The sequence below is a fragment of the Lysobacter terrestris genome, assembly GCF_014489475.1.
Lineage (GTDB): Bacteria > Pseudomonadota > Gammaproteobacteria > Xanthomonadales > Xanthomonadaceae > Agrilutibacter > Agrilutibacter terrestris.
Genome location: NZ_CP060820.1, coordinates 2,232,938 through 2,255,356 on the forward strand (window position 1 = coordinate 2,232,938; position 22,419 = coordinate 2,255,356).

The following is a 22,419-nucleotide window of genomic DNA, read 5'->3' on the forward strand; positions in this document are numbered from 1 at the left end:
GTGTAGGGCGGGCTCAAGCCCGCCGCGAGGGTTGGGTCGGACGAGGTTAGCAGCGAAGATCGAGGTGCGGGCCAGGGCCCGCCCTACGCCAGCATGGTCCGGATCGCCGCAGCGAAATCGCGCGCGAACCCGCCCATGTCGAACAGCCCGCTGTCGCGCCGGCATTGCGCCAGTTCCGCGCGCAGGGCGGCCAAGGCCTGCGGATCGCGGCCGAGTTCGACCGCGCGGGCGACGAAGGCCGCATCGCTGTCGACATTCATCGACGGCATGCCCAGGTGGTGGTTGAGGCTGCCGGCCACGCGCGCGGCGAAGGTCTCGCCCGGTCGCGTCAGCACCGGGCAGCCGGCCCACAGCGCATCCGAGGCGGTGGTGTGCGCGTTGTAGGGTTCGGTGTCGAGGAACAGGTCCGCGTGCTGCAGGCGCGCGAGGTATTCGGCGTGCGGCTGCTTGGCCATGAACACCAGTCGCTCCGGCGCCACGCCCTGCGCCTGCGCGAAGGCCTGCAACCGTGCATCGGCGCGACCGGGCCCCGACAGCAGCCACAGCACGCTGCCCGGCACCGCGCGCAGCACCGCCAGTGCGCGCGCCATGCTGTGCGGGTTGAGCTTGTAGCTGTTGTTGAAGCAGCAGAACACCACGCCGGTGTCGGGCAGGCCGCACGCGGCGCGCGATGGCGGTGGCGGGATCGCGCGCGCGGTGTCGGTCGGCTGGAAGCAGCGCGGCAGCCGCAGCACGCGCTCGCTGAAGCCGGCCGCCAGCACGTCGGGCAGCACGAACGCATCGGCGAGCACATGGTCGATCCAGGGCGCGCCCGAGGTGCCCGGGTACGCGAGCCAGTTCACCTGCACCGGTGCCGGGCGCATCGCCAGCACTTCCGGCGCGCCGCCGCCGCCCCAACCGCGCAGGTCGAACAGCACGTCGATGCCGGCGGCGCGGATGCGTTGCGCCACCTGCGCGTGCGGCAGGCCGGCGACGTCGTGCAGCCGCGTCGCCGCCTGCAGGCGCTGGCGCACCAGGCTGCCGTCGTCGCGGTTGAGGGCGAACAGGTGCGTTTCGAGCGCGTGTGGCGTGCGCGTGGTTTCGGCGTGCAGCGCCTCGAACAGGGCGACGGTGAGCAGCCCGGTCGGGTGCGCGCCGAAGCCGTTGGAGAGGAAGCCGACACCCACGGCGCCGGTATCGCCGCGCGTGGGTGCAGGCGGTAGCGGCCGCACCGCGCGCGCCAGCGCCGTCGCGCGCAGGCGGGCGCATCGCAGCTGTTCGGCGGCGCTCGAGTCTTCGCTGAGGAAGGCGAACGGCTCGACCATCGCGCGACCCTGCGCCACCGCGTCGCGCACCTGCCGCGCGAGTGCATCGAGGTCGCGCCAGTCGCACAGCTTGCGGCGCCACGCGAGCAGGTAAGCGGCGATCTGCGGTTCGTCGGGGGCGAGCGCATGCGCCCGCGCGTACGCATCGGCCGCCTCTTCCGCTGCGCCGATGTCTTCCAGAACGTGGCCCAGCCACACCGCGATGCCGGGATGGTGCGGCGCATTCGCAGCGGCCGCGCGCAGGCTGTCGGCGGCCTCGCGGCGCTGCTGCTGCATCCACTGCGCACGGCCCAGGCGTGCCAGCGCTTCGGGATGGCCGGGTTGCAATGCCAATGCGCGGCGCGCCGCGGCTTCGCCCGCGCGGGCATCGCCGGCGTCGAGTTCGGCCTCGCCGAGCATGATCCACGCCATCGCGTTGCCGGGTTCGCGCTGGACCAGCGCGCGCAGGCGCTCGCGTTCGCTCACGGAGTCGCCGTGCCCGGGGTAAACGCCAGGCTGTACCACTGCGTTTCGTCCTCGTTCCAGCCGGCGGCGCGATACAGCGCGCGGGCCGGTGCGTTGTCGCGCGTGGTTTCCAGCGAGATCCCGACGGCGCCCTGCGCGCGCGCGAACTGCGCGGCCGCGTCGAGCAGGGCGCGGGCGACGCCGCTGCGACGCGCGGAGGCGTCGACATACAGGTCGTTGAGGATCCACGTGCGCGCGGTGCGCACCGAGGAGAACATCGGGTAGAGCTGGGTGAAGCCGGCGAGGCGACCGTCGCGTTCGGCGAGCAGCAGCACCGATTCGCCGCGTTGCATCCGCTCCTGCAGGAAGTCGCGTGCGCGCTGCAGGTCGCCTTCCTGCGCGTAGAAGCGGCGGTAGGCGTCGAACAGCGCTGCGGCCGCGTCAAGATCGTCGGGCGTGGCGCGACGGATGGTGGTGTCCATGATTCCTCGCTGCTGGGCGACGGGTGCGGACCGATCGGATCGTTGCGATTGCCGTGCGTGCCATTGCCGTCATCCCGAGCGTAGCGAGGGACCTGCCGTGGCTTCAAGCGGAAAAGCAGGTCCCTCGCTCGCTCGGGATGACACCCGGATTGCGATCAGCTGCCCTGCGTCAGTCGCGCCAGTTCGTCGGCCTGGTTCTCCTGCTGCAGGCGATCGACCAGCGCGTCGAGGCCGCCTTCGATGACGTTGGGCAGGTCGTACAGGGTGAGGCCTTCCACGCGGTGGTCGGTGATGCGGCCCTGCGGGAAGTTGTAGGTGCGGATGCGCTGGCTGCGGTCGCCGCTGCCGACCTGCAGCTTGCGCGTCTCGGCCTGCGCGGCCGCGGCCTTGGCGGCCTGCGCCTCGGCGATGATCGCGGCCAGGCGCTTCATCGCCTTGTCGCGGTTGGCGTGCTGGCTGCGCTCGGTCTGGCTCTCGACGACTATCCCGGTCGGCACGTGGGTGATGCGGATCGCCGATTCGGTCTTGTTGACGTGCTGACCGCCGGCGCCGCTGGAACGGAAGGTGTCGACCTTGAGGTCGGCGGGATTGATCTCGACCGGTTCGCCTTCGCTCTCGACCGGGATGATCGCCACGGTCGCGGCGGAAGTGTGGATGCGGCCCTGCGATTCGGTGGCCGGTACGCGCTGCACGCGATGCGTGCCGGATTCGAACTTCAGCCGCGAGTAGGCGCCGCGGCCTTCGACCCGGGAGATGACTTCCTTGAAGCCACCGTGTTCGCCCGGACTGGCCGATTCGACTTCCACTTTCCAGCCCTGCCGCTCGGCATAGCGCGAATACATGCGGAACAGGTCGCCGGCGAAGATCGCGGCCTCGTCGCCGCCGGCGCCGGCGCGCACTTCCAGGTAGATGTCGCCGTCGTCGCGGGCGTCCTTGGGGATCAGGTGCGCGAGCAGTTCGGCATCGAGTTGCTCCAGCCGTGCGTTCGCGGCGGCGATTTCCTCGTCGGCCAGTTCGCGCAATTCCGCATCGTTGCGCATCGCCTCGGCGGCGGCGAGGTCCTGCTTGGCCTGCGTTTCCGCCGCCAGCGCGTTCACCACCGGCTCGAGCTGCGCGAACTCGCGCGAGAGCTTGCGGAACTGGCTGGCGTCGCCGATCACGCCCGGGTCGGCGAGCAGGCGCTCGAGTTCCTCGCGGCGTTCGGCCAGGGCTTCGAGTTTGCGGCGCAGGGTAGGGGTCATGGGATCGGGAATCGGGAGTCGGGGACGGCGAAGCGAGGGGTCACGCTATCGGCAGCACGCCGCCCCGCTGCACGCGGGATGGCACTGCGTTCGTAGTGACGGTAGCTAACGCTCGTCGTCGTTGCCGGCGCGCGTGGCATCCGGCAGCGCGGGAAACAGCTTGTCGGCCGCGCGCGCCAGCTCCGCATTGCCGCTCAGGGCGGCTTCGCGCAGGGCGATCGTGGGCGCGTGCAGGAGCTTGTTGGTCAGCGTGTGGGCGAGGAAGTCGAGCACCGCTTCCGGCGATTCGCCCGTGGCGAGTTGCTGCTTCGCCTTGGCCAGCGCGTCGGTCTTGGCCGCCTCGCCGTGCGCGCGCAGGCGCTTGAGCGGTTCGGTGCGCGTGCTTGCGCCGAGCGTTTCGATGTAGCGCGACACCTGCAGCTCGACGATCGCTTCGGCTTCGTTCGCGGCTTCGCGACGGCTGCGGCGGTTGTCTTCGATCGCGCGTTCCAGGTCGTCGACGGTGTAGAGGAAGACGTCCTTCAGCTCGACCACGTCGGGCGCGATGTCGCGCGGCACGGCGAGGTCGAGCAGCAGCATCGGCCGATGCCGGCGCGAGGCGAGGGCGGTGGCGATCTGCAGCTTGTGCAGGATCGGATCGCGCGCCGCGGTGGCGGAGATCACCACGTCGGCTTCGGCAAGATGGCGGTCGAGTTCGGTCAGCGCCAGCGCGTAGCCGCCGTGGCGCGTGGCCAGGTCCTGCGCGTGGGCGAGGGTGCGGTTGGCGACCAGCAGCCGCTTGGTCTTCGCCTGCACCAGGTGGCGCGCGGCGAGCTCGATGGTTTCGCCGGCGCCGATCAGCAGCACGGTGGAATCTTCCGGCCGGGCGAAGGATTCCTGTGCCAGCCGCACCGCGGTGGAGGCGACCGACACCGGGTTCGCGCCGATGCGGGTGTCGGTGCGCGCGCGCTTGGCGGTGGCGAAGGCGTGCTGGAACAGGCGATCGAGCTGGCTGCCGAGGCTGCCCGAGCTGCGCGCCGTCGCCCAGGCATCCTTCACCTGGCCGAGGATCTGCGGTTCGCCCAGCACCAGCGAATCCAGTCCCGTCGCCACCCGGAACAGGTGGCGCACCGCGTCGGCTTCCGAATGCCGGTACAGGTAGGCGTGCAGGTCGCCGGCATCGTCGGGATGCGTGGCCAGCCAGTCGGCGAGGGTGTCGCCGTTGTCGTCGGCGACCGCGTACAGCTCGGTACGGTTGCAGGTCGACAGCAGCGCGACTTCGCGCACCGCCGGCAGTCCGCGCAGGGCATCGAGCGCCGCGGGAATCGCGTCGCCGGAGAAGGCCACCCGTTCGCGCAGGCTGACCGGCGCGGTCTGGTGGTTGATGCCGAGTACGAGGATGCTCATGTGAGCTGCGGCGGCACGTGGCCGTTCAGGGGCTTGCGCTAAGCTGGCTCGAGAAGGCCGTCATTCTACCGGTCGCAGCTTCCGCGGGTTTTCCCTTGGCGAATCCAACGCGTTCCGCACATGTGCTTGTCGGTGCCCTCCTGCTGGTGGGCCTGGGTTTGTCGCCCGCCTGGGGCGCGCGCTCCGGGCCGCCCGTCGACGACACGGTGCGGGCGCTGGAGCCGACCCTGGCCGGCGAGTTCGCCCTGCAGGCCGGCAAGCTCGACGAGGCGGCCAAGGCCTACCTCGACGCCGCACGGGCCGGCAACGACGCCACCCTGGCCGAGCGCGCCACCCGCATCGCCCTGCTGGCGAAGGACAACCGCCGTGCCGCCGAGGCGCTCGCGCTGTGGCGCAAGCTCGGCGGCGACACGCAGGCGCAGAGCGCCGCCGAGGCCACGCTCGCGCTGCGTCGCGGCGACGAACGCGCCGCGCGCCGGCAGCTGAACGCCTTGCTGGCGTCGGGACAGGAGGGCAGCTGGCAGCAGGTGGTCGGCGTGCTCGGCGTGGGTGCGCGCGACCCGGAGCAGGCCGCGCGCCTGCTCGGTCGCCTGCTCGATGACGGCAACGTGCCGGACAAGCTGCAGGCCTGGCTCGCGTTCGGTGGCCTGGCGCAGCGCCTGGACCAGGACGCCCTGGCCGAGCGCGTCGTCAACGAAGTCGTGCGCCGCTTCCCCGGCGAGCCGCGCGTGGCGCTGCTGCGCGCCAGCCAGCTGCGCCAGGCGGGCAAGCAGGACGAGGCGCGCAAGGTGCTGGGTGCGCTGGATTCCTCCCTGCTGCTGGTGCCCGAGCTGCGCATGGCGGTGGCGGCCGAATACGACGAACTGGGCGACTTCCAGGCCGCCTCGACCACGCTCGCACGCGGCCCGCAGGACGACCAGACCTACGCGCTGCGGGCCTCGTTGCTGGCGCGCGTCGAGGACAAGACCGCTTTGACCGCGCTGTACCAGGAGCTGAGTCACGACGCCGCCAAGCCGGACCCGGCGCGGCGCCTGCTGCTGGGGCGGATTGCCGAGTTCCTCGAACGCCACCAGGAAGCACTGGACTGGTACCGCGGCGTGCCCGGCGGCGAGCAGCGTTGGCCGGCGAAGCTGCGCGCGGCCAACGTGCTGCACGAACTCAAGCGTGGCCCCGAGGCCTACCAGGCCCTGCGCGACCTGCAGGCGGATGCGGCCGCGCCGGAAGACGCGCGGCGCGACGCGTACATCCTGGAAGCCGACCTGCGCAGCCGGGACAAGAACGGCGACGGCGAACTCGACGCGTTCGCGCGCGGCCTGGCCGCGTTCCCGGACGATCCGGACCTGCTCTACGCACGTGCGCTCGGCTGGGAACGACGCGACGACATCGCGCGCGCCGAAGCCGACTTCCGCAAGATCCTGGTCGCCGATCCGGACAGCACGGCCGCACTGAACGCGCTCGGCTACACGCTGGCCGACCGCACCACGCGCTATCGCGAGGCGCTGGAGCTGATCGACCGCGCCCGCACGGCGGAGCCCGACAACGCCGCGATCATCGACAGCTATGGCTGGGTGCTGTATCGCCTCGGTCGCAAGGAGGACGCGCTGACCGAACTGCGCCGCGCCTTCACCCAGCAGAAGGATCCGGAAATCGCCTCGCACATCGGCGAAGTGCTGTGGGCCCTGGGACGCAAGGACGAAGCGCGGCGTTACTTCGATGAAGCGCGCAAGCTCGATCCCGAGAATCGCGCGTTGAAGCGCGCGCTGGAGAAGATCGGCGAATGAAAGTCCTGCGTTCGTTCCTTGCCTGTGGATTGGCGGCGCTGGCACTGACCGCCTGCGTGACCCAGCCGGCGCCGCGCGCCACCGCGCCGGTCGATGCGGCGCAGGCGCAGGCGAACGACCAGCGCCGCAGTGCCCTGCGCGACTGGGACCTGTCCGGGCGCATCGCCGTCTCCAACGGCAGCCGCGGCGGCAGCGGCCGCATCGACTGGCAGCAACGCGCCGCCGATTACACGATCGCGCTGAGTGCGCCGGTCACCCGGCAGAGCTGGCAGCTGCGCGGCAACGACCAGGGCGCGCGCCTGGACGGCATCGCCGGTGGCCCGCGCGAAGACGCCGACGTCGAAGCGCTGCTCTTGTCCGCCACCGGCTGGACCATCCCCGTCCGCGCCCTGCAGGACTGGGTGCGCGGCACCGGCGCCGCCGACAACGAATTCGGCCCGGCCAGGCAGGTCTACGGCAACGGCGGGCTGCCGCTGAAGCTGGAGCAGGCCGGCTGGGCGATCGAATACCAGGAGTGGTACCCGGCCGAGGCCGGTGCGCCGCAGCTGCCCCGGCGGATCGTCGCGCGCAAGGGCACGGCCAGCGTCCGCCTCGTGGTCGACGACTGGGACGTGGGCGCGCACTGAGGCCCGGCTCCGGGCATGGTTCCGGGGCACAAGGCCCGTGGCTTACCCTTGGCGCCCCTTCCGCCTCCCGATCCGGCATGACCGCACCCGATGCCAGCCCCGGCTGGAGCGCCTGGCCGGCGCCGGCCAAGCTCAACCTGTTCCTGCGGATCACCGGCCGCCGCGCCGACGGCTACCACGAGCTGCAGACCGTGTTCCGCCTGCTCGACTGGGGCGACACCCTGCGCCTACGGGTGCGCAACGACGGTCAGGTGCTTCGCCACGGGCAATCGGTGGCGGGGGTGGCCGAAGACGACGACCTCACCGTGCGCGCGGCCAAGTTGCTGAAGTTGGCTGCCAATTGCAGTGAAGGTGTTGACATCGTCATCGAAAAGCGCATTCCCGCCGGTGGCGGCTTCGGTGGCGGCTCCTCCGATGCGGCGACCGTGCTGGTGGCCCTGGATGCGCTGTGGGGCCTGCACCTGGGCGTGGACCGGCTGGCTGCGCTGGGATTGGAGCTCGGGGCGGACGTGCCGGTCTTCGTGCGCGGGCACAACGCCTGGGCCGAAGGCGTGGGCGAGCGACTGGAGCCGATCGGGTTGCCGCCGGCCTGGTACCTGCTGGCCGACCCAGGGGTCCACGCGCCGACCGCGGCACTTTTCCAAGCCCCTGATTTGACGCGGAATGCTGCGCCCGCGAGAATATCGGACTTCGTTTCGGGAACTGGGCTCGGTAACGCATTCGAGCCGGTCCTGCGCGCGCGCGAACCGGCCGTCGAGGCGGTGTTCGCAGTGCTGGCGCAGGTCGGCACGCCGCGATTGACCGGGTCGGGCAGCGGTTGTTTCGTCGAATTCGCTACCCGCGAATCCGCCGAAGCGGCGCTGGCAGTTTTGCCGCCGGACCTCAGGGCCTGGGTGGCGGCGGGAGCGGCAAGGTCGCCGCTGCTGGATGCACTCGACGCGATGGCTGCCGGTTCACGCCGACCGTAGCCGAAAGGTTTCCGCGCAGGGGCGTCGCCAAGTGGTTAAGGCACCGGGTTTTGATCCCGGCATTCGTAGGTTCGAATCCTTCCGCCCCTGCCAATCCTGCTGTTGCCCCGTTCACCCGTTGTAACCATCCCACCACCGCCACGGTCAGAGCGAAGCGGAGAGACCCACGTGCAGAACGATCGCAACCTGCTGGTATTCAGCGGCAACGCCAACCGCCCGCTCGCCGATGCCGTGTGCAAGGAGCTGGGCATCCGCATGGGCAAGGCGCTGGTCAGCCGTTTCTCGGACGGCGAGGTCCAGGTCGAGATCGAAGAGAACGTGCGCCGGCAGGAAGTCTTCGTCATCCAGCCCACCAACGCGCCCAGCGCCGAGAACCTGGTGGAGCTGCTGGTCCTGATCGACGCGCTCAAGCGCGCATCGGTGTCCAGCGTCACCGCGGTGGTGCCGTACTTCGGCTATGCGCGCCAGGATCGCCGCCCGCGTTCGGCCCGCGTGCCGATCACCGCGAAGGTGGTGGCGAAGATGTTCTCGTCGGTCGGCGCCGATCGCGTGCTCACGGTCGACCTGCACGCCGACCAGATCCAGGGCTTCTTCGACATCCCGGTCGACAACGTGTACGCCTCGCCGCTGCTGCTCGCCGACATCTGGCGCGCGCACGGCACCGACAACCTGATCGTGGTCTCGCCGGACGTCGGCGGCGTGGTGCGCGCACGCGCCATCGCCAAGCGCCTGGATGACGCGGACCTGGCGATCATCGACAAGCGCCGCCCGCGCGCCAACGTCGCCACGGTGATGAACATCATCGGCGACGTCGAAGGCAAGACCTGCGTGCTGGTCGACGACATCGTCGACACCGCCGGCACCCTCTGCGCCGCCGCCGGTGCGCTCAAGGCGCGTGGCGCGCTCAAGGTCGCCGCCTACTGCACCCATCCGGTGCTGTCGGGCGCGGCGATCGACAACATCACGAAGTCGCAGCTCGACGAGCTGGTGGTGACCGACACCATCCCGCTCAGCGCTGCGGCGAAGGCCTGCGGCCGCATCCGCCAGCTCAGCGTCGCCGAGCTGCTCGCGGAGACGATCCGCCGCATCGCCTTCGGTGAATCCGTCAGCTCGCTGTACGTCGATTGACGACAGCGACTGGTACGGGCTTCGGCCCAAACCGCTCACCTGGTCGCGGGTGAGTGGCATCGCCGCCGCGAGGCGGTTTCATTGCAAGCAAAGTGAGTAACGACAATGTCTGAACACAAGATCTCGGCCACTGGCCGCGAAGCCGCAGGGAAGGGTGCGAGCCGCCGCCTGCGTCGCGCCGCCAGCATCCCGGCCGTCCTGTACGGCGGCAACGCCGCCCCCCAGAGCATCCAGCTCGAGCACGAGAAGACCTGGCTGGCCAGCCAGAACGAGTGGTTCTACTCGTCGATCCTCGACCTCGACCTCGACGGCAAGGTGCAGAAGGTTCTGCTGCGCGACATCCAGCGCCATCCGTACAAGCAGATCATCATGCACCTGGACTTCCAGCGCGTTGACGAGAACCAGGCGCTGCGCGCCAAGGTGCCGCTGCACTTCCTCAACCAGGAAAAGTCGCCGGCCGGCAAGACCGCGGGCGTCGTGATCACCCACGAGCTCAACGAAGTCGAAGTCAGCTGCCTGCCGAAGGACCTGCCGGAGTTCATCGAAATCGACCTCGGCGCGCTCGCCGTGGGCGGCATCGTGCACCTGTCGGAGCTCAAGCTGCCGAAGGGCGTGGAACTGCCGGAACTCAAGCTGGGCAAGGAACACGACGTCGCCGTCGTGATCGCCAAGCACGGCAAGGAAGAAGCGGTCGATGCCGCTGCTCCGGAAGCCGCCGAAGTGCCGGCCGCCAAGGTCGCGAAGAAGGAAGAGAAGTAATCCTCGCTGCCCGGCGCGCACCAAAGCGCGCCGGAGCGGTGCGAATTACTCGCTTCATCGATGGCAGGCTTGCGCCTCATCGTCGGGCTGGGCAATCCCGGCCCCGAACACACCCGGACCCGGCACAACGCCGGGTTCTGGTTTGTTGACGCCCTCGCAGAGAAGTTCGGCGGGCGTTTCGGCCTGGAGTCGAAGCTGTTCGGCGAAACCGCCAAGATCGAGATCGCCGGCCAGAACGTGTGGCTGCTCAAGCCGGCCACCTTCATGAACCTTTCCGGCAAGTCGGTCACCGCCGCGTTGCGTTACTGGAAGATCGAGCCGGAAGAAGCGCTGGTCGCGCACGACGAGCTGGACCTGGCGGCGGGTACGCCGCGCCTGAAGTTCGATGGCGGCGCCGGTGGCCAGAACGGTATCCGCGACATCATGCGCCTGCTCGGCCACGGCAAGTTCGCGCGCCTGCGCATCGGCATCGGCCATCCCGGCCACAAGGACCGCGTTACGCCGTGGGTGCTGGGCAAGCCGGGGCGCGATGACGAAGCGGCGATCCTGCGCGCCATCGACGACGCCATCGACGTGCTGCCGTTGGCGGTGTCCGGCGATTTCAACGAGGCGATGAAACGGCTCAATACCGCCAAGCCGTGATTGGCGATTGGGGATTCGGGATTCACAAAGGCGCCTTGCCTTCTGCGAATCCCGAATCCCGAATCACGAATCCCGGAATTCAAAATGGGCATCAAATGCGGCATCGTCGGCCTGCCCAACGTCGGCAAGTCGACCCTGTTCAACGCGCTGACCAAGGCGGGCATCGCCGCGGCCAATTTCCCGTTCTGCACGATCGAGCCGAACGTCGGCGTCGTACCGGTGCCGGATCCGCGCCTCAATGCGCTGAGCGAGATCGTCAAGCCGCAGAAGTGCATTCCGACCGCGGTGGAGTTCGTCGACATCGCCGGCCTCGTGGCCGGTGCGGCGAGCGGTGAAGGCCTGGGCAACAAGTTCCTCGCGCACATCCGCGAAGTCGATGCGATCACGCACGTGGTGCGCTGCTTCGAGCATTCCGACGTCATCCACGTCAACAACAAGGTCGACCCGATCGCGGACATCGAAACGATCGATACCGAGCTCGCGCTCGCCGACCTGGAGTCGGTGGACAAGGCCCTGCAGCGCGCCGAGCGCTCGGCCAAGACCGGCGACAAGGACGCGAAGGTGCGTGTCGAAGTGCTGTCGCGCATCCGCGCCGCCCTCGATACCGGCAAGCCGGCGCGCGCGCTGGGTTTGTCCGACGACGACAAGGCGACCGTGCGCGACCTGTTCCTGCTCACGCTCAAGCCGGTGATGTACGTCGCGAACGTGCTGGAAGACGGCTTCGAGAACAACCCGCACCTGGACGCGGTGCGCGCACGCGCCGTCGGCGAGGGCGCCGAGGTCGTGCCGGTGTCGGCCGCGATCGAAGAAGAGCTGAGCCAGCTCGACGACGCCGACCGCGACGCCTTCCTGCACGACCTGGGCCTGGACGAGCCCGGCCTCAATCGCGTGATCCGCGCGGCCTACAAGCTGCTGGGCCTGCAGACCTACTTCACTGCCGGCGTGAAGGAGGTCCGCGCCTGGACCGTGAAGGCCGGATCGACCGCGCCGCAGGCGGCCGCGGTGATCCACACCGATTTCGAGAAGGGCTTCATCCGCGCCGAGACCATCGGCTACGACGACTTCATCAAGTACAAGGGCGAAGCTGGTGCCCGCGACGCCGGACGCCTGCGTCTGGAAGGCAAGGAGTACCGAGTGCAGGAAGGCGACGTGCTGCATTTCCGCTTCAACGTCTGACCGCGCCGCGACGGCATTGACCAGGCAAGGGCGCGCTGCGGCGTGCTCCCTGGTCGATCGTCAGGCGGCCGTTGGCGTGGTTCGGGCGGCAAAAAAAGTTCGCCGGAATGCGTTGACTTCCGCAGAACCCGACACCAAAATAGCGGGCTCTTCGGAGGGATACCCAAGCGGCCAACGGGGGCAGACTGTAAATCTGCTGGCTTACGCCTTCGGTGGTTCGAATCCACCTCCCTCCACCACTCCAGTCCATCGGAAGGGTGAAGTAGAATTGCTACACCCGGTTGCCTTACCAGCGGCCGGCGCTTCAAAGGCAGTACGTTCCAAACCGGCTTGCTGCAACTTGGCTCGCTCCGGCGCGGGAGTAGTTCAATGGTAGAACTGTAGCCTTCCAAGCTACTAGCGCGGGTTCGATTCCCGTCTCCCGCTCCATTGAAGCAGCTCGGTACGTATCGCCCGCACAACCTGCTCACGTAGCTCAGTCGGTAGAGCACCTCCTTGGTAAGGAGGAGGTCGATGGTTCGATTCCATTCGTGAGCACCATCTTTCGAGTCCCGCTCCGGCGGGGTTCAAGCCAGAAACCCCGCCCCTGCGGGGTTTTGTCACGTCCCCATCCAAGCAGCACAACGAGAAGCGACAGCCATGGCAAAGGGTAAGTTCGAGCGCACCAAGCCCCACGTAAACGTCGGCACGATCGGCCACGTGGACCACGGCAAGACCACGCTGACGGCAGCGCTGACCAAGGTGGGCGCGGAACGTTTCGGTGGCGAATTCAAGGCCTACGACGCGATCGACGCGGCGCCGGAAGAGAAGGCGCGCGGCATCACGATCTCGACGGCGCACGTCGAGTACGAAAGCCCGAACCGTCACTACGCGCACGTGGACTGCCCGGGCCACGCCGACTACGTGAAGAACATGATCACCGGTGCCGCCCAGATGGACGGCGCGATCCTGGTGTGCTCGGCCGCTGACGGCCCGATGCCGCAGACGCGCGAGCACATCCTGCTGTCGCGCCAGGTGGGCGTGCCGTACATCGTCGTGTACCTGAACAAGGCCGACATGGTGGACGACGCCGAGCTGCTGGAACTGGTCGAGATGGAAGTGCGTGAACTTCTGTCGAAGTACGAGTTCCCGGGCGACGACACCCCGATCATCCACGGCTCGGCCCGCATGGCGCTGGAAGGCGACCAGTCGGAAATCGGCGTGCCGTCGATCATCAAGCTGGTCGAGGCGCTGGACACCTGGATCCCGGAACCGGAGCGCGCGATCGACAAGCCGTTCCTGATGCCGGTGGAAGACGTGTTCTCGATCTCGGGCCGCGGCACCGTGGTGACCGGCCGTATCGAGCGCGGCGTGATCAAGGTGGGCGACGAAATCGAAATCGTCGGTATCCGTCCGACCCAGAAGAGCACGGTCACGGGCGTGGAAATGTTCCGCAAGCTGCTGGACCAGGGCCAGGCGGGCGACAACGCCGGCCTGCTGCTGCGCGGCACCAAGCGTGACGACGTGGAGCGCGGCCAGGTGCTGGCCAAGCCGGGTTCGATCACCCCGCACACCGACTTCGAAGGCGAGGTCTACGTGCTGTCGAAGGACGAAGGCGGCCGCCACACCCCGTTCTTCAAGGGTTACCGTCCGCAGTTCTACTTCCGCACGACCGACATCACCGGTGCGGTGCAGCTGCCGGAAGGCGTCGAGATGGTCATGCCGGGCGACAACATTAAGATGGTGGTCACCCTGATCAACCCGGTGGCGATGGACGAAGGCCTGCGTTTCGCAATCCGCGAAGGCGGCCGTACCGTCGGCGCCGGCGTGGTCTCGAAGATCCTGAAGTAAGCAGCTCCCGGCGTGGAGGTGGCCGCAAGGCCGCCCGGCGCCGGAAGTTGGGAAAAAGCCCTGGCGGCGCGAGCCGCCATTGCTTTTTCGGGCCTAGCCCAAAGACAATGTTTCAAGCCACACGCCAGTAGCTCAATTGGCAGAGCAGCGGTCTCCAAAACCGCAGGTTGGGGGTTCGAGTCCCTCCTGGCGTGCCATGTTTCACCGCGGATCGCTTCCGCAACCGGCCTGGTGCCGGGCTTCCCATCAGGTGACGCGGCCCCGGTCGCGCAATGGACCGAATGAACAGCAAGGTCGAACAACCCGGCTCGTCGGCCTCCGGCGGCGACATCGTGAAGTACGTGCTGGCGGTGGCCCTGGTCGCTGCCGGCGTATTCGCGTTCTACTGGTTCAGCGACTGGGCGACGGTGCTGCGTGCGCTGGTCGTCTGCGGTGGCCTGGTTGCCGGCGCTGTCGTGTTCCTGACCACCCGCAAGGGCGCGCAGACGCGCGAATTCCTCTCGGAATCCCGCTTCGAGCTGCGCAAGGTGGTCTGGCCGACCCGCCAGGAAGCCCTGCGCACGACCTGGGTCGTGATGATTGCCGTGGTCATCCTCAGCCTGATCCTGGCCGGCTTCGACGTCGTGATCCAGTCGGCGGTCAAGTTCCTGCTCGAGCGCTAAGGAGAGAAGTCGGTGTCCGAAGGCAACAACAAGCGCTGGTATGTCGTCCACGCCTATTCCGGCTTCGAGAAGTCGGTGGCGCAGGCGCTGCGTGACCGCATCGTGCGCGCCGAGATGCAGGATCGCTTCGGCGACGTCCTGGTTCCGACCGAAGAAGTCGTGGAAATGCGCTCCGGCCAGAAGCGCCGTTCCGAGCGCAAGTTCTTCCCGGGCTATGTCCTCGTCCAGATCGCGACGCATGACGAAGCCGGCATTCCGCGCATCGACAACGAAAGCTGGCACCTGATCAAGGAAACCCCGAAGGTCATGGGCTTCATCGGCGGCACCGCCGACCGTCCGTTGCCGATCAAGGATTCCGAAGCCGACCAGATCCTGCAGCGCGTTCAGGAAGGCGTCGAGAAGCCCAAGCCGAAGGTCCTGTTCGAACCGGGCGAGATGGTCCGCGTTACCGATGGCCCGTTCGTCGACTTCAACGGCGTGGTCGAGGAAATCAACTACGAAAAGAGCCGCCTGCGCGTCGCGGTGCTCATTTTCGGCCGCTCGACCCCGGTCGAGCTGGAGTTCGGTCAGGTCGAAAAGGCCAAGTGAGGCCGTAGGCGTGCGCCCTGTCCAGGGCGGCTGCCGGTCTCCGTCGCGGGCGCGGCCCAAGCGGGGCCGGCGCTTTGAGTCCGCCGCCGGCCCCTGCTATACTCGCCGGCTCGCTGCCCAAGGCGCGAGCCACCCGGACCCCCAGCCGCCCCGCAAGGCGGCTGTCGGCGTCTGGAAAGAATGCAAAACGTGAAGCCGGGACACGCGATTTTCCCGGTCCGATGGGGAGCCTGAGAACCAGGCGCTAGCACCCGGAGAGAAGAAAATGGCTAAGAAAGTAGTTGGCTACATCAAGCTTCAGGTCAAGGCCGGCCAGGCCAACCCGTCGCCGCCGGTGGGTCCCGCCCTCGGTCAGCGCGGCCTGAACATCATGGAGTTCTGCAAGGCGTTCAACGCAGCGACCTCCAAGCTCGAGCCGGGTCTGCCGACCCCGGTCATCATCACCGCGTACTCCGACCGTACGTTCACCTTCGTCACCAAGTCGACCCCGGCTTCGGTGCTGCTGAAGAAGGCCGCTGGCATCCAGTCCGGCTCCAAGCGCCCGAACACCGAGAAGGTCGGCAAGGTCACCCGCAAGCAGCTCGAGGACATCGCCAAGGCGAAGGAAGCCGACCTGACGGCGGCCGACCTCGAGGCGGCGGTGAAGACGATTGCGGGCTCGGCCCGTTCCATGGGTCTGGTGGTGGAGGGCTAAGTCATGGCAATGAACAAGCGACAGAAGGCCATCCTGGCCGCCGTGGTTCCGGGCAAGGCCTACGGCTTTGACGAAGCCGTCAAGATCATCAAGAACGCCACCAAGGCCAAGTTCGTCGAGTCCGTCGACGTCGCCGTGCGCCTGGGCGTGGACGCGAAGAAGTCCGACCAGCAGGTCCGCGGCTCGACCGTGCTGCCCGCCGGCACCGGCAAGACCGTGCGCGTGGCCGTGTTCGCCCCGGCCGGTGCCAAGGCCGACGAAGCCTTGGCCGCTGGCGCCGACATCGTCGGCATGGACGACCTGGCCGAGAAGATGATGGCCGGCGACCTGAACTACGACGTGGTCATTGCTACCCCGGACGCCATGCGCGTCGTCGGTAAGCTGGGCCAGGTCCTGGGCCCGCGCGGCCTGATGCCGAACCCGAAGGTCGGCACCGTTTCGCCGAACGCGGCCGAAGCCGTGAAGAATGCCAAGGGCGGCCAGGTCCGTTACCGCACCGACAAGGCCGGCATCATCCACTGCACCATCGGCAAGTCGTCCTTCCAGGACGCCGACCTGAAGGGCAACCTCGAAGCGCTGCTGCATGACCTGATCAAGGCCAAGCCGGCGACCTCGAAGGGCCAGTACCTGCAGAAGATCTCGATCAGCTCGACCATGGGCCCCGGCGTGACCGTGGACCAGGCCTCGCTGGCACTGAAGTAATTCAGCTTCAAAGCAACATGTTCAAGCGCGGGCGGCGTAGCCGCCGCCCGCGGACGTTTTTGAGGGCGCCGCCGAAGACTCTGGTCCGAAGCGAGCCGTCAAAGACCGCAGGCGCGGTCAGCGCGTGACGACGACGGGCACGGAGGCTCGTACTGGCAGGGAATCGCCGTCGCCACTAGCGGGATCGCTTAATCAGCCTTCGTAAGAAGCAGGCCTGCGTAGATGGTGCAGCCCCCTCTGGAAATTCCGGAAGGGCCACCACCGGGATGCGCGAGCATCCCCGGCGTCAGGGACGGCGCCGCCCAGGACCGCAAGCGGCAGGAGCCGTGAGCGGAGTTCAATTGGAGGAGTGCAATGGCTCTCAATCTGTCTCAGAAGCAAGATGTAGTCGCAGAGGTGGCTGAAGTTGCCGCCAAGGCGCACTCCTTGGTCGCAGCCGAGTACGCAGGCACCACGGTCAGTCAGATGACCGCGATGCGCAAGCAGGCCCGCGAAACCGGTGTTTTCTTGAAGGTTGTCAAGAACACGCTGGCCGCGCGCGCCGTCGCCGGCACCGAGTTCGAGGTCGTCAAGGACGTCCTGACCGGTCCGCTGCTGTACGCGTTCTCGCTGGAAGAACCCGGCGCTGCCGGTCGTCTGATCAAGGAAGCGTCCAAGGGCAACGACAAGCTCAAGGCCAAGGTCGTCTCGGTGGAAGGCAAGCTGCTGCCCGCCGCGCACGTCGAAGTCCTGGCCTCGCTGCCGACCCGCGAACAGGCCCTGTCCATGCTGGCCCGCGTCCTCGCCGAACCCGCAAGCATGTTTGCCCGCGCCGTCAAGGCCGTGGCGGACAAGCAGGGTGGTGGCGAAGCCGCACCGGCGGAAGCTGCTGCCGAAGCCTGAGTTCGCTGACGCGACTTACTAACCGAATCGCAAGACCACAAATTTTCCAGAGGTAATCAAAATGTCCCTTTCCAACGAACAGATCGTCGACGCCATCGCCGCCAAGTCGCTGATGGAAGTGATGGACCTGGTCAAGGCCATCGAAGAGAAGTTCGGCGTCACCGCCGCTGCTCCGGTCATGATGGCCGGCCCGGCCGCCGCCGCCGCTCCGGTCGAAGAGCAGACCGAATTCACCGTCGTGCTGAAGAGCGCCGGCGAGAAGAAGGTCGACGTGATCAAGGCCGTCCGCGCCATCACCGGCCTGGGCCTGAAGGAAGCCAAGGACCTCACCGAGGCCGGTGGCGTCCTGAAGGAAGCCGTGTCGAAGGACGACGCTGCCAAGTTCAAGAAGGAACTGGAAGCTGCTGGCGCGACCGTCGAGGTCAAGTAAGCAGTATCCGTGTCGCCGGATTCCATCGGCGACCACTGAGGGCTGGGACCGCAAGGTCCCGGCCTTTGGCCGTTGTTGAAGTGCTGCAAGTTGTGACCCGGATGGAGGCGCATCGCGCCGTAACCCGGGAGTCGTAGATCCACGCGACCCGGATCCGCTTCGTTTCATCCGGGCCAAGGCGGTACAGCGAAGCAGGAAATCCAACCTGAGTTGGTAGTTGGAAGCAGCTGTAGAGGGCGTGCGGGTGCCGGCAATACCCGCGGCTTCCAACTGACAGTTCAAATCTCTCCCTAGGGATTTGTGATTCGAGACCAGCGATTCGTCGTAGCCAAAGCCGTCATCCCGAGCGTCACCCGGGCTTGCTTTGGTTGTTGTCCCAGAACAGCAGATTCCTCGCTGTGATCGGGACGGCAAAAAACGATTCCTGATTTCCGATCCCAACTCCCGGCTCCAAAAACAGAGGCGGCAGCTCCCCATGACGACAGCTTCCAAAACGAACTATTCGTTCACCGAAAAGAAGCGCATCCGCAAGAACTTCGGCAAGCGCCGGTCGATTCTCGAAGTTCCCTTCCTGCTCGCGATCCAGGTCGACTCGTACCGCGAGTTCCTGCAGGAAAACAAGGACCCCGCCAAGCGCGACGACAAGGGCCTGCATGCGGCGCTGAAGTCGGTGTTCCCGATCGTCAGCTACAGCGGCAACGCCGCGCTGGAATACGTCGGCTACAAGCTCGGCGAGCCGCCGTTCGACGAGCGCGAGTGCCGTAACCGCGGCCTGTCCTACGGCGCCCCGCTGCGCGTGACCGTGCGCCTGGTGATCTACGACCGCGAGTCGTCGACCAAGGCCATCAAGTACGTGAAGGAGCAGGAGGTCTACATGGGCGAAATCCCGCTCATGACCGACAACGGCACCTTCATCGTCAACGGCACCGAGCGCGTCATCGTCTCGCAGCTGCACCGTTCGCCGGGCGTGTTCTTCGACCACGACCGCGGCAAGACGCATTCGTCGGGCAAGCTGCTGTACAGCGCCCGCATCATTCCTTACCGCGGCTCCTGGCTGGACTTCGAATTCGATCCGAAGGACGCGCTGTTCACCCGTATCGACCGTCGCCGCAAGCTGCCGGTGACCGTGCTGCTGCGCGCGCTCGGCTACAACAACGAGGAAATGCTCGCGCAGTTCTTCGAGATCAACACCTTCCACATCGACCCGAAGGAAGGCGTCCAGCTCGAGCTCGTGCCGGAACGCCTGCGCGGCGAAACCCTCGACTTCGACCTCGCCGATGGCGACAAGGTCATCGTCGAAGCCGGCCGCCGCATCACCGCGCGCCACGTCAAGCAGCTCGAAGCCTCGGGCATCGCCGCACTGTCGGTGCCGGACAGCTACCTGGTCGGTCGCATCCTCTCGCACGACGTCGTCGACCCGAACACCGGCGAGCTGCTGGCCCTGGCCAACGACGAGATCAACGACGACCACCTGGCCAAGTTCCGCAAGGCCGGCGTTGCCGCCGTGGGCACGCTGTGGGTCAATGACCTCGACCGTGGCGCGTACCTCTCGAACACCCTGCGCATCGACGGCAGCAAGACCCAGCTCGAAGCGCTGGTCGAGATCTACCGCATGATGCGTCCGGGCGAACCGCCGACCAAGGACGCCGCGCAGAACCTGTTCCACAACCTGTTCTTCACCTTCGAGCGCTACGACCTGTCGGGCGTGGGCCGGATGAAGTTCAACCGTCGCCTCGGCCGCAAGGAAGTCACCGGCGCGCCGGTGCTGTACGACGCCAAGTACTTCGCCGAGCGCAAGGACGAGGAATCCGTGCGCCTGCGCGAGCAGTGCGGCGGCATGTCCGACATCCTCGACGCGATCCGCGTGCTCACCGAGATCCGCAACGGTCGCGGCGTGGTCGACGACATCGACCACCTGGGCAACCGTCGCGTGCGTTCGGTCGGTGAAATGGCCGAGAACGTGTTCCGCGTGGGTCTGGTCCGCGTCGAGCGCGCGGTCAAGGAACGCCTGTCGATGGCCGAGTCCGAAGGCCTGACCCCGCAGGAGCTGATCAACGCCAAGCCGGTGGCCGCTGCGATCAAGGAGTTCTTCGGTTCCTCGCAGCTGTCGCAGTTCATGGACCAGAACAACCCGCTGTCGGAAGTGACGCACAAGCGTCGCGTCTCCGCGCTGGGTCCGGGCGGCCTGACCCGCGAGCGCGCCGGCTTCGAAGTGCGCGACGTGCACCCGACCCATTACGGCCGCGTCTGCACCATCGAGACGCCGGAAGGCCCGAACATCGGCCTGATCAACTCGCTGGCCGTGTTCGCCCGCACCAACCGCTACGGCTTCCTCGAGACGCCGTACCGCAAGGTCGTGGACGGCCGCGTCACCGACGACATCGAGTACCTGTCGGCGATCGAAGAGAACGAGTACGTCATCGCCCAGGCCAACGCGCCGCGCGACGAGAAGGGCAACATCACCGCCCAGTTCGTCGACTGCCGTTTCGCGGGCGAGTCGCTGCTGAAGCCGCCGAGCGAGATCCACTTCATGGACGTCTCGCCGATGCAGACCGTGTCGGTCGCTGCCGCGCTCGTGCCGTTCCTCGAGCACGACGACGCGAACCGCGCACTGATGGGCGCGAACATGCAGCGCCAGGCCGTGCCGACGCTGAAGGCGCAGAAGCCGCTGGTCGGTACCGGCATCGAGCGCGCCGTGGCGCGCGACTCGGGCGTGACCGTGAACGCCCTGCGTGGTGGCGTGATCGAACAGATCGACGCGGCCCGCATCGTGGTCAAGGTCAACGAGAGCGAGATCAAGGACGAGCACGACGCCGGCGTCGATATCTACAACCTGATCAAGTACACGCGTTCCAACCAGAACACCTGCATCAACCAGTCGCCGCTGGTGAAGGTGGGTAACGTGGTTGCGCGCGGCGACGTGCTGGCCGACGGTCCTTCGACCGACATCGGCGAGCTCGCGCTCGGCCAGAACATGCTGATCGCGTTCATGCCGTGGAACGGCTACAACTTCGAAGACTCGATCCTGCTCTCCGAGCGCGTGGTCGAGGAGGATCGCTACACCACGATCCACATCGAAGAACTCACCGTCCAGGCGCGCGACACCAAGCTGGGGCCGGAAGAAATCTCCGCCGACATCCCGAACGTCTCCGAGCAGGCGCTGAACCGCCTCGACGAGTCGGGCGTGGTCTACATCGGTGCGGAAGTGCGCGCCGGCGACATCCTGGTCGGCAAGGTCACGCCGAAGGGCGAAAGCCAGCTGACCCCGGAAGAGAAGCTGCTGCGCGCGATCTTCGGCGAGAAGGCCTCCGACGTTAAGGACAGCTCGCTGCGCGTGCCGCCGGGCATGGACGGCGTCGTCATCGACGTCCAGGTCTTCACCCGCGACGGCATCGAGAAGGACAAGCGTGCGCGCCAGATCGAAGAGTCGGAAATCAAGCGCGTCAAGAAGGACTTCGACGACCAGTTCCGCATCCTTGAAGCCGCGATCTTCGACCGCCTGCGTGGCCAGCTGATCGGCAAGACCGCCAACGGCGGTGCCGGCCTGAAGAAGGGCGACACGGTCACCTCGCTGGTGCTCGACAGCCTGTCCCGCAAGGACTGGTTCACCCTGCGCATGAAGGACGACGACGCCGTCGAAGCGATCGAGCGCGCGCAGAAGCAGATCGAAGCCCACGAGAAGGAATTCGAGAAGCGTTTCCAGGACAAGCGCGGCAAGATCACCCAGGGCGACGACCTCGCACCGGGCGTGCTGAAGATGGTCAAGGTGTTCCTGGCCGTGAAGCGCCGCATCCAGCCGGGCGACAAGATGGCCGGCCGCCACGGCAACAAGGGCGTCGTGTCGACGATCGTGCCGGTCGAGGACATGCCGTACATGGCCGATGGCAGCACCGTCGACATCGTGCTGAACCCGCTGGGCGTGCCGTCGCGTATGAACATCGGCCAGGTGCTGGAAGTGCACCTTGGCTGGGCTGCGAAGGGCCTGGGCAAGAAGATCCAGCGCATGCTCGAGTCGCAGCAGAAGGTTGCCGAACTGCGCAAGTTCCTGGACGAGATCTACAACCACGACCGCACCACGCACGAGGAACGCGTCGACCTCAAGCAGTTCTCCGATGAGGAGCTGCTGACGCTGGCGAAGAACCTCACCGACGGCGTGCCGATGGCGACCCCGGTGTTCGACGGCGCGGCCGAGACCGAGATCAAGAAGATGCTCGAGCTCGCCGAGCTGCCGCTCAGCGGCCAGACCACGCTGTTCGACGGCCGCACTGGCGAAGCCTTCGAGCGTGAGGTCACGGTCGGCTACATGCACATGCTGAAGCTGAACCACCTGGTCGACGACAAGATGCACGCGCGTTCGACCGGTCCGTACTCGCTCGTCACCCAGCAGCCGCTGGGCGGCAAGGCGCAGTTCGGCGGCCAGCGTTTCGGCGAAATGGAAGTCTGGGCGCTGGAAGCCTACGGCGCGGCCTACACCCTGCAGGAAATGCTGACGGTGAAGTCCGACGACGTGCAGGGCCGCAACCAGATGTACAAGAACATCGTCGACGGCGAGTACGAGATGGTGGCCGGCATGCCGGAGTCCTTCAACGTGCTGGTGAAGGAAATCCGCTCGCTCGCGATCAACATGGAGCTGGAAGAGAACTGAGCCACGGACGGGAAGCGCAGCGGAACGCGCGCTTCCCGCTCCACTGATT

At 67.3% G+C, this 22,419-nt stretch carries 19 protein-coding genes and 5 tRNA genes; 20 read left to right on the forward strand and 4 right to left on the reverse strand.

Going from position 1 to position 22,419, the window contains the following annotated elements:
- Positions 1 to 83 precede the first annotated feature (83 nt).
- From H8B22_RS10275 to hemA, 4 genes are all read right to left on the reverse strand, one after another.
- Positions 84 to 1,715, reverse strand: a complete 1,632-nt coding sequence (locus H8B22_RS10275) for an O-linked N-acetylglucosamine transferase, SPINDLY family protein (protein ID WP_187713615.1) — start codon at positions 1,713 to 1,715, stop codon at positions 84 to 86.
- 50 nt (positions 1,716 to 1,765) lie between these two features.
- Complete coding sequence (locus H8B22_RS10280) at positions 1,766 to 2,230, reverse strand: GNAT family N-acetyltransferase (RefSeq protein ID WP_187711337.1); 465 nt, start codon at positions 2,228 to 2,230, stop codon at positions 1,766 to 1,768.
- A gap of 155 nt (positions 2,231 to 2,385) precedes the next feature.
- Positions 2,386 to 3,471: a peptide chain release factor 1 gene (prfA, locus tag H8B22_RS10285; RefSeq protein ID WP_187711338.1), complete on the reverse strand. Its 1,086-nt coding sequence runs from the start codon at positions 3,469 to 3,471 to the stop codon at positions 2,386 to 2,388.
- A gap of 105 nt (positions 3,472 to 3,576) precedes the next feature.
- Positions 3,577 to 4,857, reverse strand: coding sequence for a glutamyl-tRNA reductase (gene hemA, locus H8B22_RS10290; RefSeq protein WP_187711339.1), 1,281 nt, complete (start codon positions 4,855 to 4,857; stop codon positions 3,577 to 3,579).
- A 152-nt stretch (positions 4,858 to 5,009) separates the two neighbouring features.
- Here hemA and H8B22_RS10295 point away from each other — a divergent pair, with 152 nt between their 5' ends.
- From H8B22_RS10295 to rpoB, 20 genes are all read left to right on the forward strand, one after another.
- On the forward strand, positions 5,010 to 6,638 hold the full coding sequence (locus tag H8B22_RS10295) for a tetratricopeptide repeat protein (protein ID WP_407060849.1): 1,629 nt from the start codon (positions 5,010 to 5,012) through the stop codon (positions 6,636 to 6,638).
- Positions 6,635 to 7,264: a lipoprotein insertase outer membrane protein LolB gene (lolB, locus tag H8B22_RS10300; RefSeq protein WP_187711341.1), complete on the forward strand. Its 630-nt coding sequence runs from the start codon at positions 6,635 to 6,637 to the stop codon at positions 7,262 to 7,264. Before H8B22_RS10295 ends, lolB begins: the two co-directional genes overlap by 4 nt.
- Positions 7,265 to 7,341: 77 nt before the next feature.
- The gene (gene ispE / locus H8B22_RS10305) at positions 7,342 to 8,232 is read left to right on the forward strand and encodes a 4-(cytidine 5'-diphospho)-2-C-methyl-D-erythritol kinase (RefSeq protein ID WP_187711342.1); all 891 of its coding nucleotides are present in this window, start codon (positions 7,342 to 7,344) and stop codon (positions 8,230 to 8,232) included.
- A gap of 17 nt (positions 8,233 to 8,249) precedes the next feature.
- Positions 8,250 to 8,325 (forward strand) — tRNA-Gln (locus H8B22_RS10310).
- Between the two features lie 75 nt (positions 8,326 to 8,400).
- On the forward strand, positions 8,401 to 9,360 hold the full coding sequence (locus tag H8B22_RS10315) for a ribose-phosphate diphosphokinase (RefSeq protein WP_187711343.1): 960 nt from the start codon (positions 8,401 to 8,403) through the stop codon (positions 9,358 to 9,360).
- Positions 9,361 to 9,465: 105 nt separating this feature from the next.
- Positions 9,466 to 10,119: a 50S ribosomal protein L25/general stress protein Ctc gene (locus H8B22_RS10320; protein ID WP_187711344.1), complete on the forward strand. Its 654-nt coding sequence runs from the start codon at positions 9,466 to 9,468 to the stop codon at positions 10,117 to 10,119.
- 60 nt (positions 10,120 to 10,179) lie between these two features.
- A complete protein-coding gene (gene pth, locus H8B22_RS10325; RefSeq protein ID WP_187711345.1) occupies positions 10,180 to 10,761 on the forward strand; it encodes an aminoacyl-tRNA hydrolase in 582 nt (193 codons plus the stop codon).
- A gap of 84 nt (positions 10,762 to 10,845) precedes the next feature.
- The gene (gene ychF / locus H8B22_RS10330; RefSeq protein ID WP_187711346.1) at positions 10,846 to 11,937 is read left to right on the forward strand and encodes a redox-regulated ATPase YchF; all 1,092 of its coding nucleotides are present in this window, start codon (positions 10,846 to 10,848) and stop codon (positions 11,935 to 11,937) included.
- 153 nt (positions 11,938 to 12,090) lie between these two features.
- Positions 12,091 to 12,176, forward strand: a tRNA-Tyr gene (locus H8B22_RS10335).
- 116 nt (positions 12,177 to 12,292) lie between these two features.
- Positions 12,293 to 12,366 (forward strand) — tRNA-Gly (locus tag H8B22_RS10340).
- 35 nt (positions 12,367 to 12,401) lie between these two features.
- Positions 12,402 to 12,477, forward strand: a tRNA-Thr gene (locus H8B22_RS10345).
- 99 nt (positions 12,478 to 12,576) lie between these two features.
- Positions 12,577 to 13,767, forward strand: coding sequence for an elongation factor Tu (gene tuf / locus H8B22_RS10350; protein WP_187711347.1), 1,191 nt, complete (start codon positions 12,577 to 12,579; stop codon positions 13,765 to 13,767).
- Between the two features lie 121 nt (positions 13,768 to 13,888).
- Positions 13,889 to 13,964: transfer RNA gene (locus tag H8B22_RS10355), tRNA-Trp, on the forward strand.
- A gap of 84 nt (positions 13,965 to 14,048) precedes the next feature.
- The gene (secE, locus tag H8B22_RS10360; RefSeq protein ID WP_187711348.1) at positions 14,049 to 14,429 is read left to right on the forward strand and encodes a preprotein translocase subunit SecE; all 381 of its coding nucleotides are present in this window, start codon (positions 14,049 to 14,051) and stop codon (positions 14,427 to 14,429) included.
- A gap of 12 nt (positions 14,430 to 14,441) precedes the next feature.
- Positions 14,442 to 15,017: a transcription termination/antitermination protein NusG gene (gene nusG / locus H8B22_RS10365; protein ID WP_187711349.1), complete on the forward strand. Its 576-nt coding sequence runs from the start codon at positions 14,442 to 14,444 to the stop codon at positions 15,015 to 15,017.
- 265 nt (positions 15,018 to 15,282) lie between these two features.
- Entirely contained in the window at positions 15,283 to 15,711 is a 429-nt protein-coding gene (rplK, locus tag H8B22_RS10370) for a 50S ribosomal protein L11 (protein WP_187711350.1), read from the forward strand.
- A 3-nt stretch (positions 15,712 to 15,714) separates the two neighbouring features.
- Positions 15,715 to 16,413, forward strand: a complete 699-nt coding sequence (gene rplA, locus H8B22_RS10375; RefSeq protein WP_187711351.1) for a 50S ribosomal protein L1 — start codon at positions 15,715 to 15,717, stop codon at positions 16,411 to 16,413.
- Between the two features lie 354 nt (positions 16,414 to 16,767).
- Complete coding sequence (rplJ, locus tag H8B22_RS10380; protein ID WP_187711352.1) at positions 16,768 to 17,295, forward strand: 50S ribosomal protein L10; 528 nt, start codon at positions 16,768 to 16,770, stop codon at positions 17,293 to 17,295.
- Between the two features lie 61 nt (positions 17,296 to 17,356).
- The gene (rplL, locus tag H8B22_RS10385; protein ID WP_187711353.1) at positions 17,357 to 17,725 is read left to right on the forward strand and encodes a 50S ribosomal protein L7/L12; all 369 of its coding nucleotides are present in this window, start codon (positions 17,357 to 17,359) and stop codon (positions 17,723 to 17,725) included.
- Between the two features lie 475 nt (positions 17,726 to 18,200).
- Positions 18,201 to 22,370, forward strand: a complete 4,170-nt coding sequence (gene rpoB, locus H8B22_RS10390; protein WP_187711354.1) for a DNA-directed RNA polymerase subunit beta — start codon at positions 18,201 to 18,203, stop codon at positions 22,368 to 22,370.
- The last annotated feature ends 49 nt before the right edge of the window (positions 22,371 to 22,419 follow it).

Bases quoted from the DNA above. Each gene is read 5' to 3' on its own strand.
- H8B22_RS10275 (WP_187713615.1), bottom strand. From the start codon at position 1,715: ATGGCGTGGATCATGCTCGGCGAGGCCGAACTCGACGCCGGCGATGCC.
- H8B22_RS10280 (WP_187711337.1), bottom strand. From the start codon at position 2,230: ATGGACACCACCATCCGTCGCGCCACGCCCGACGATCTTGACGCGGCC.
- prfA (WP_187711338.1), bottom strand. From the start codon at position 3,471: ATGACCCCTACCCTGCGCCGCAAACTCGAAGCCCTGGCCGAACGCCGC.
- hemA (WP_187711339.1), bottom strand. From the start codon at position 4,857: ATGAGCATCCTCGTACTCGGCATCAACCACCAGACCGCGCCGGTCAGC.
- lolB (WP_187711341.1), top strand. From the start codon at position 6,635: ATGAAAGTCCTGCGTTCGTTCCTTGCCTGTGGATTGGCGGCGCTGGCA.
- ispE (WP_187711342.1), top strand. From the start codon at position 7,342: ATGACCGCACCCGATGCCAGCCCCGGCTGGAGCGCCTGGCCGGCGCCG.
- H8B22_RS10320 (WP_187711344.1), top strand. From the start codon at position 9,466: ATGTCTGAACACAAGATCTCGGCCACTGGCCGCGAAGCCGCAGGGAAG.
- pth (WP_187711345.1), top strand. From the start codon at position 10,180: ATGGCAGGCTTGCGCCTCATCGTCGGGCTGGGCAATCCCGGCCCCGAA.
- ychF (WP_187711346.1), top strand. From the start codon at position 10,846: ATGGGCATCAAATGCGGCATCGTCGGCCTGCCCAACGTCGGCAAGTCG.
- tuf (WP_187711347.1), top strand. From the start codon at position 12,577: ATGGCAAAGGGTAAGTTCGAGCGCACCAAGCCCCACGTAAACGTCGGC.
- secE (WP_187711348.1), top strand. From the start codon at position 14,049: ATGAACAGCAAGGTCGAACAACCCGGCTCGTCGGCCTCCGGCGGCGAC.
- rplK (WP_187711350.1), top strand. From the start codon at position 15,283: ATGGCTAAGAAAGTAGTTGGCTACATCAAGCTTCAGGTCAAGGCCGGC.
- rplA (WP_187711351.1), top strand. From the start codon at position 15,715: ATGGCAATGAACAAGCGACAGAAGGCCATCCTGGCCGCCGTGGTTCCG.
- rplJ (WP_187711352.1), top strand. From the start codon at position 16,768: ATGGCTCTCAATCTGTCTCAGAAGCAAGATGTAGTCGCAGAGGTGGCT.
- rplL (WP_187711353.1), top strand. From the start codon at position 17,357: ATGTCCCTTTCCAACGAACAGATCGTCGACGCCATCGCCGCCAAGTCG.
- rpoB (WP_187711354.1), top strand. From the start codon at position 18,201: ATGACGACAGCTTCCAAAACGAACTATTCGTTCACCGAAAAGAAGCGC.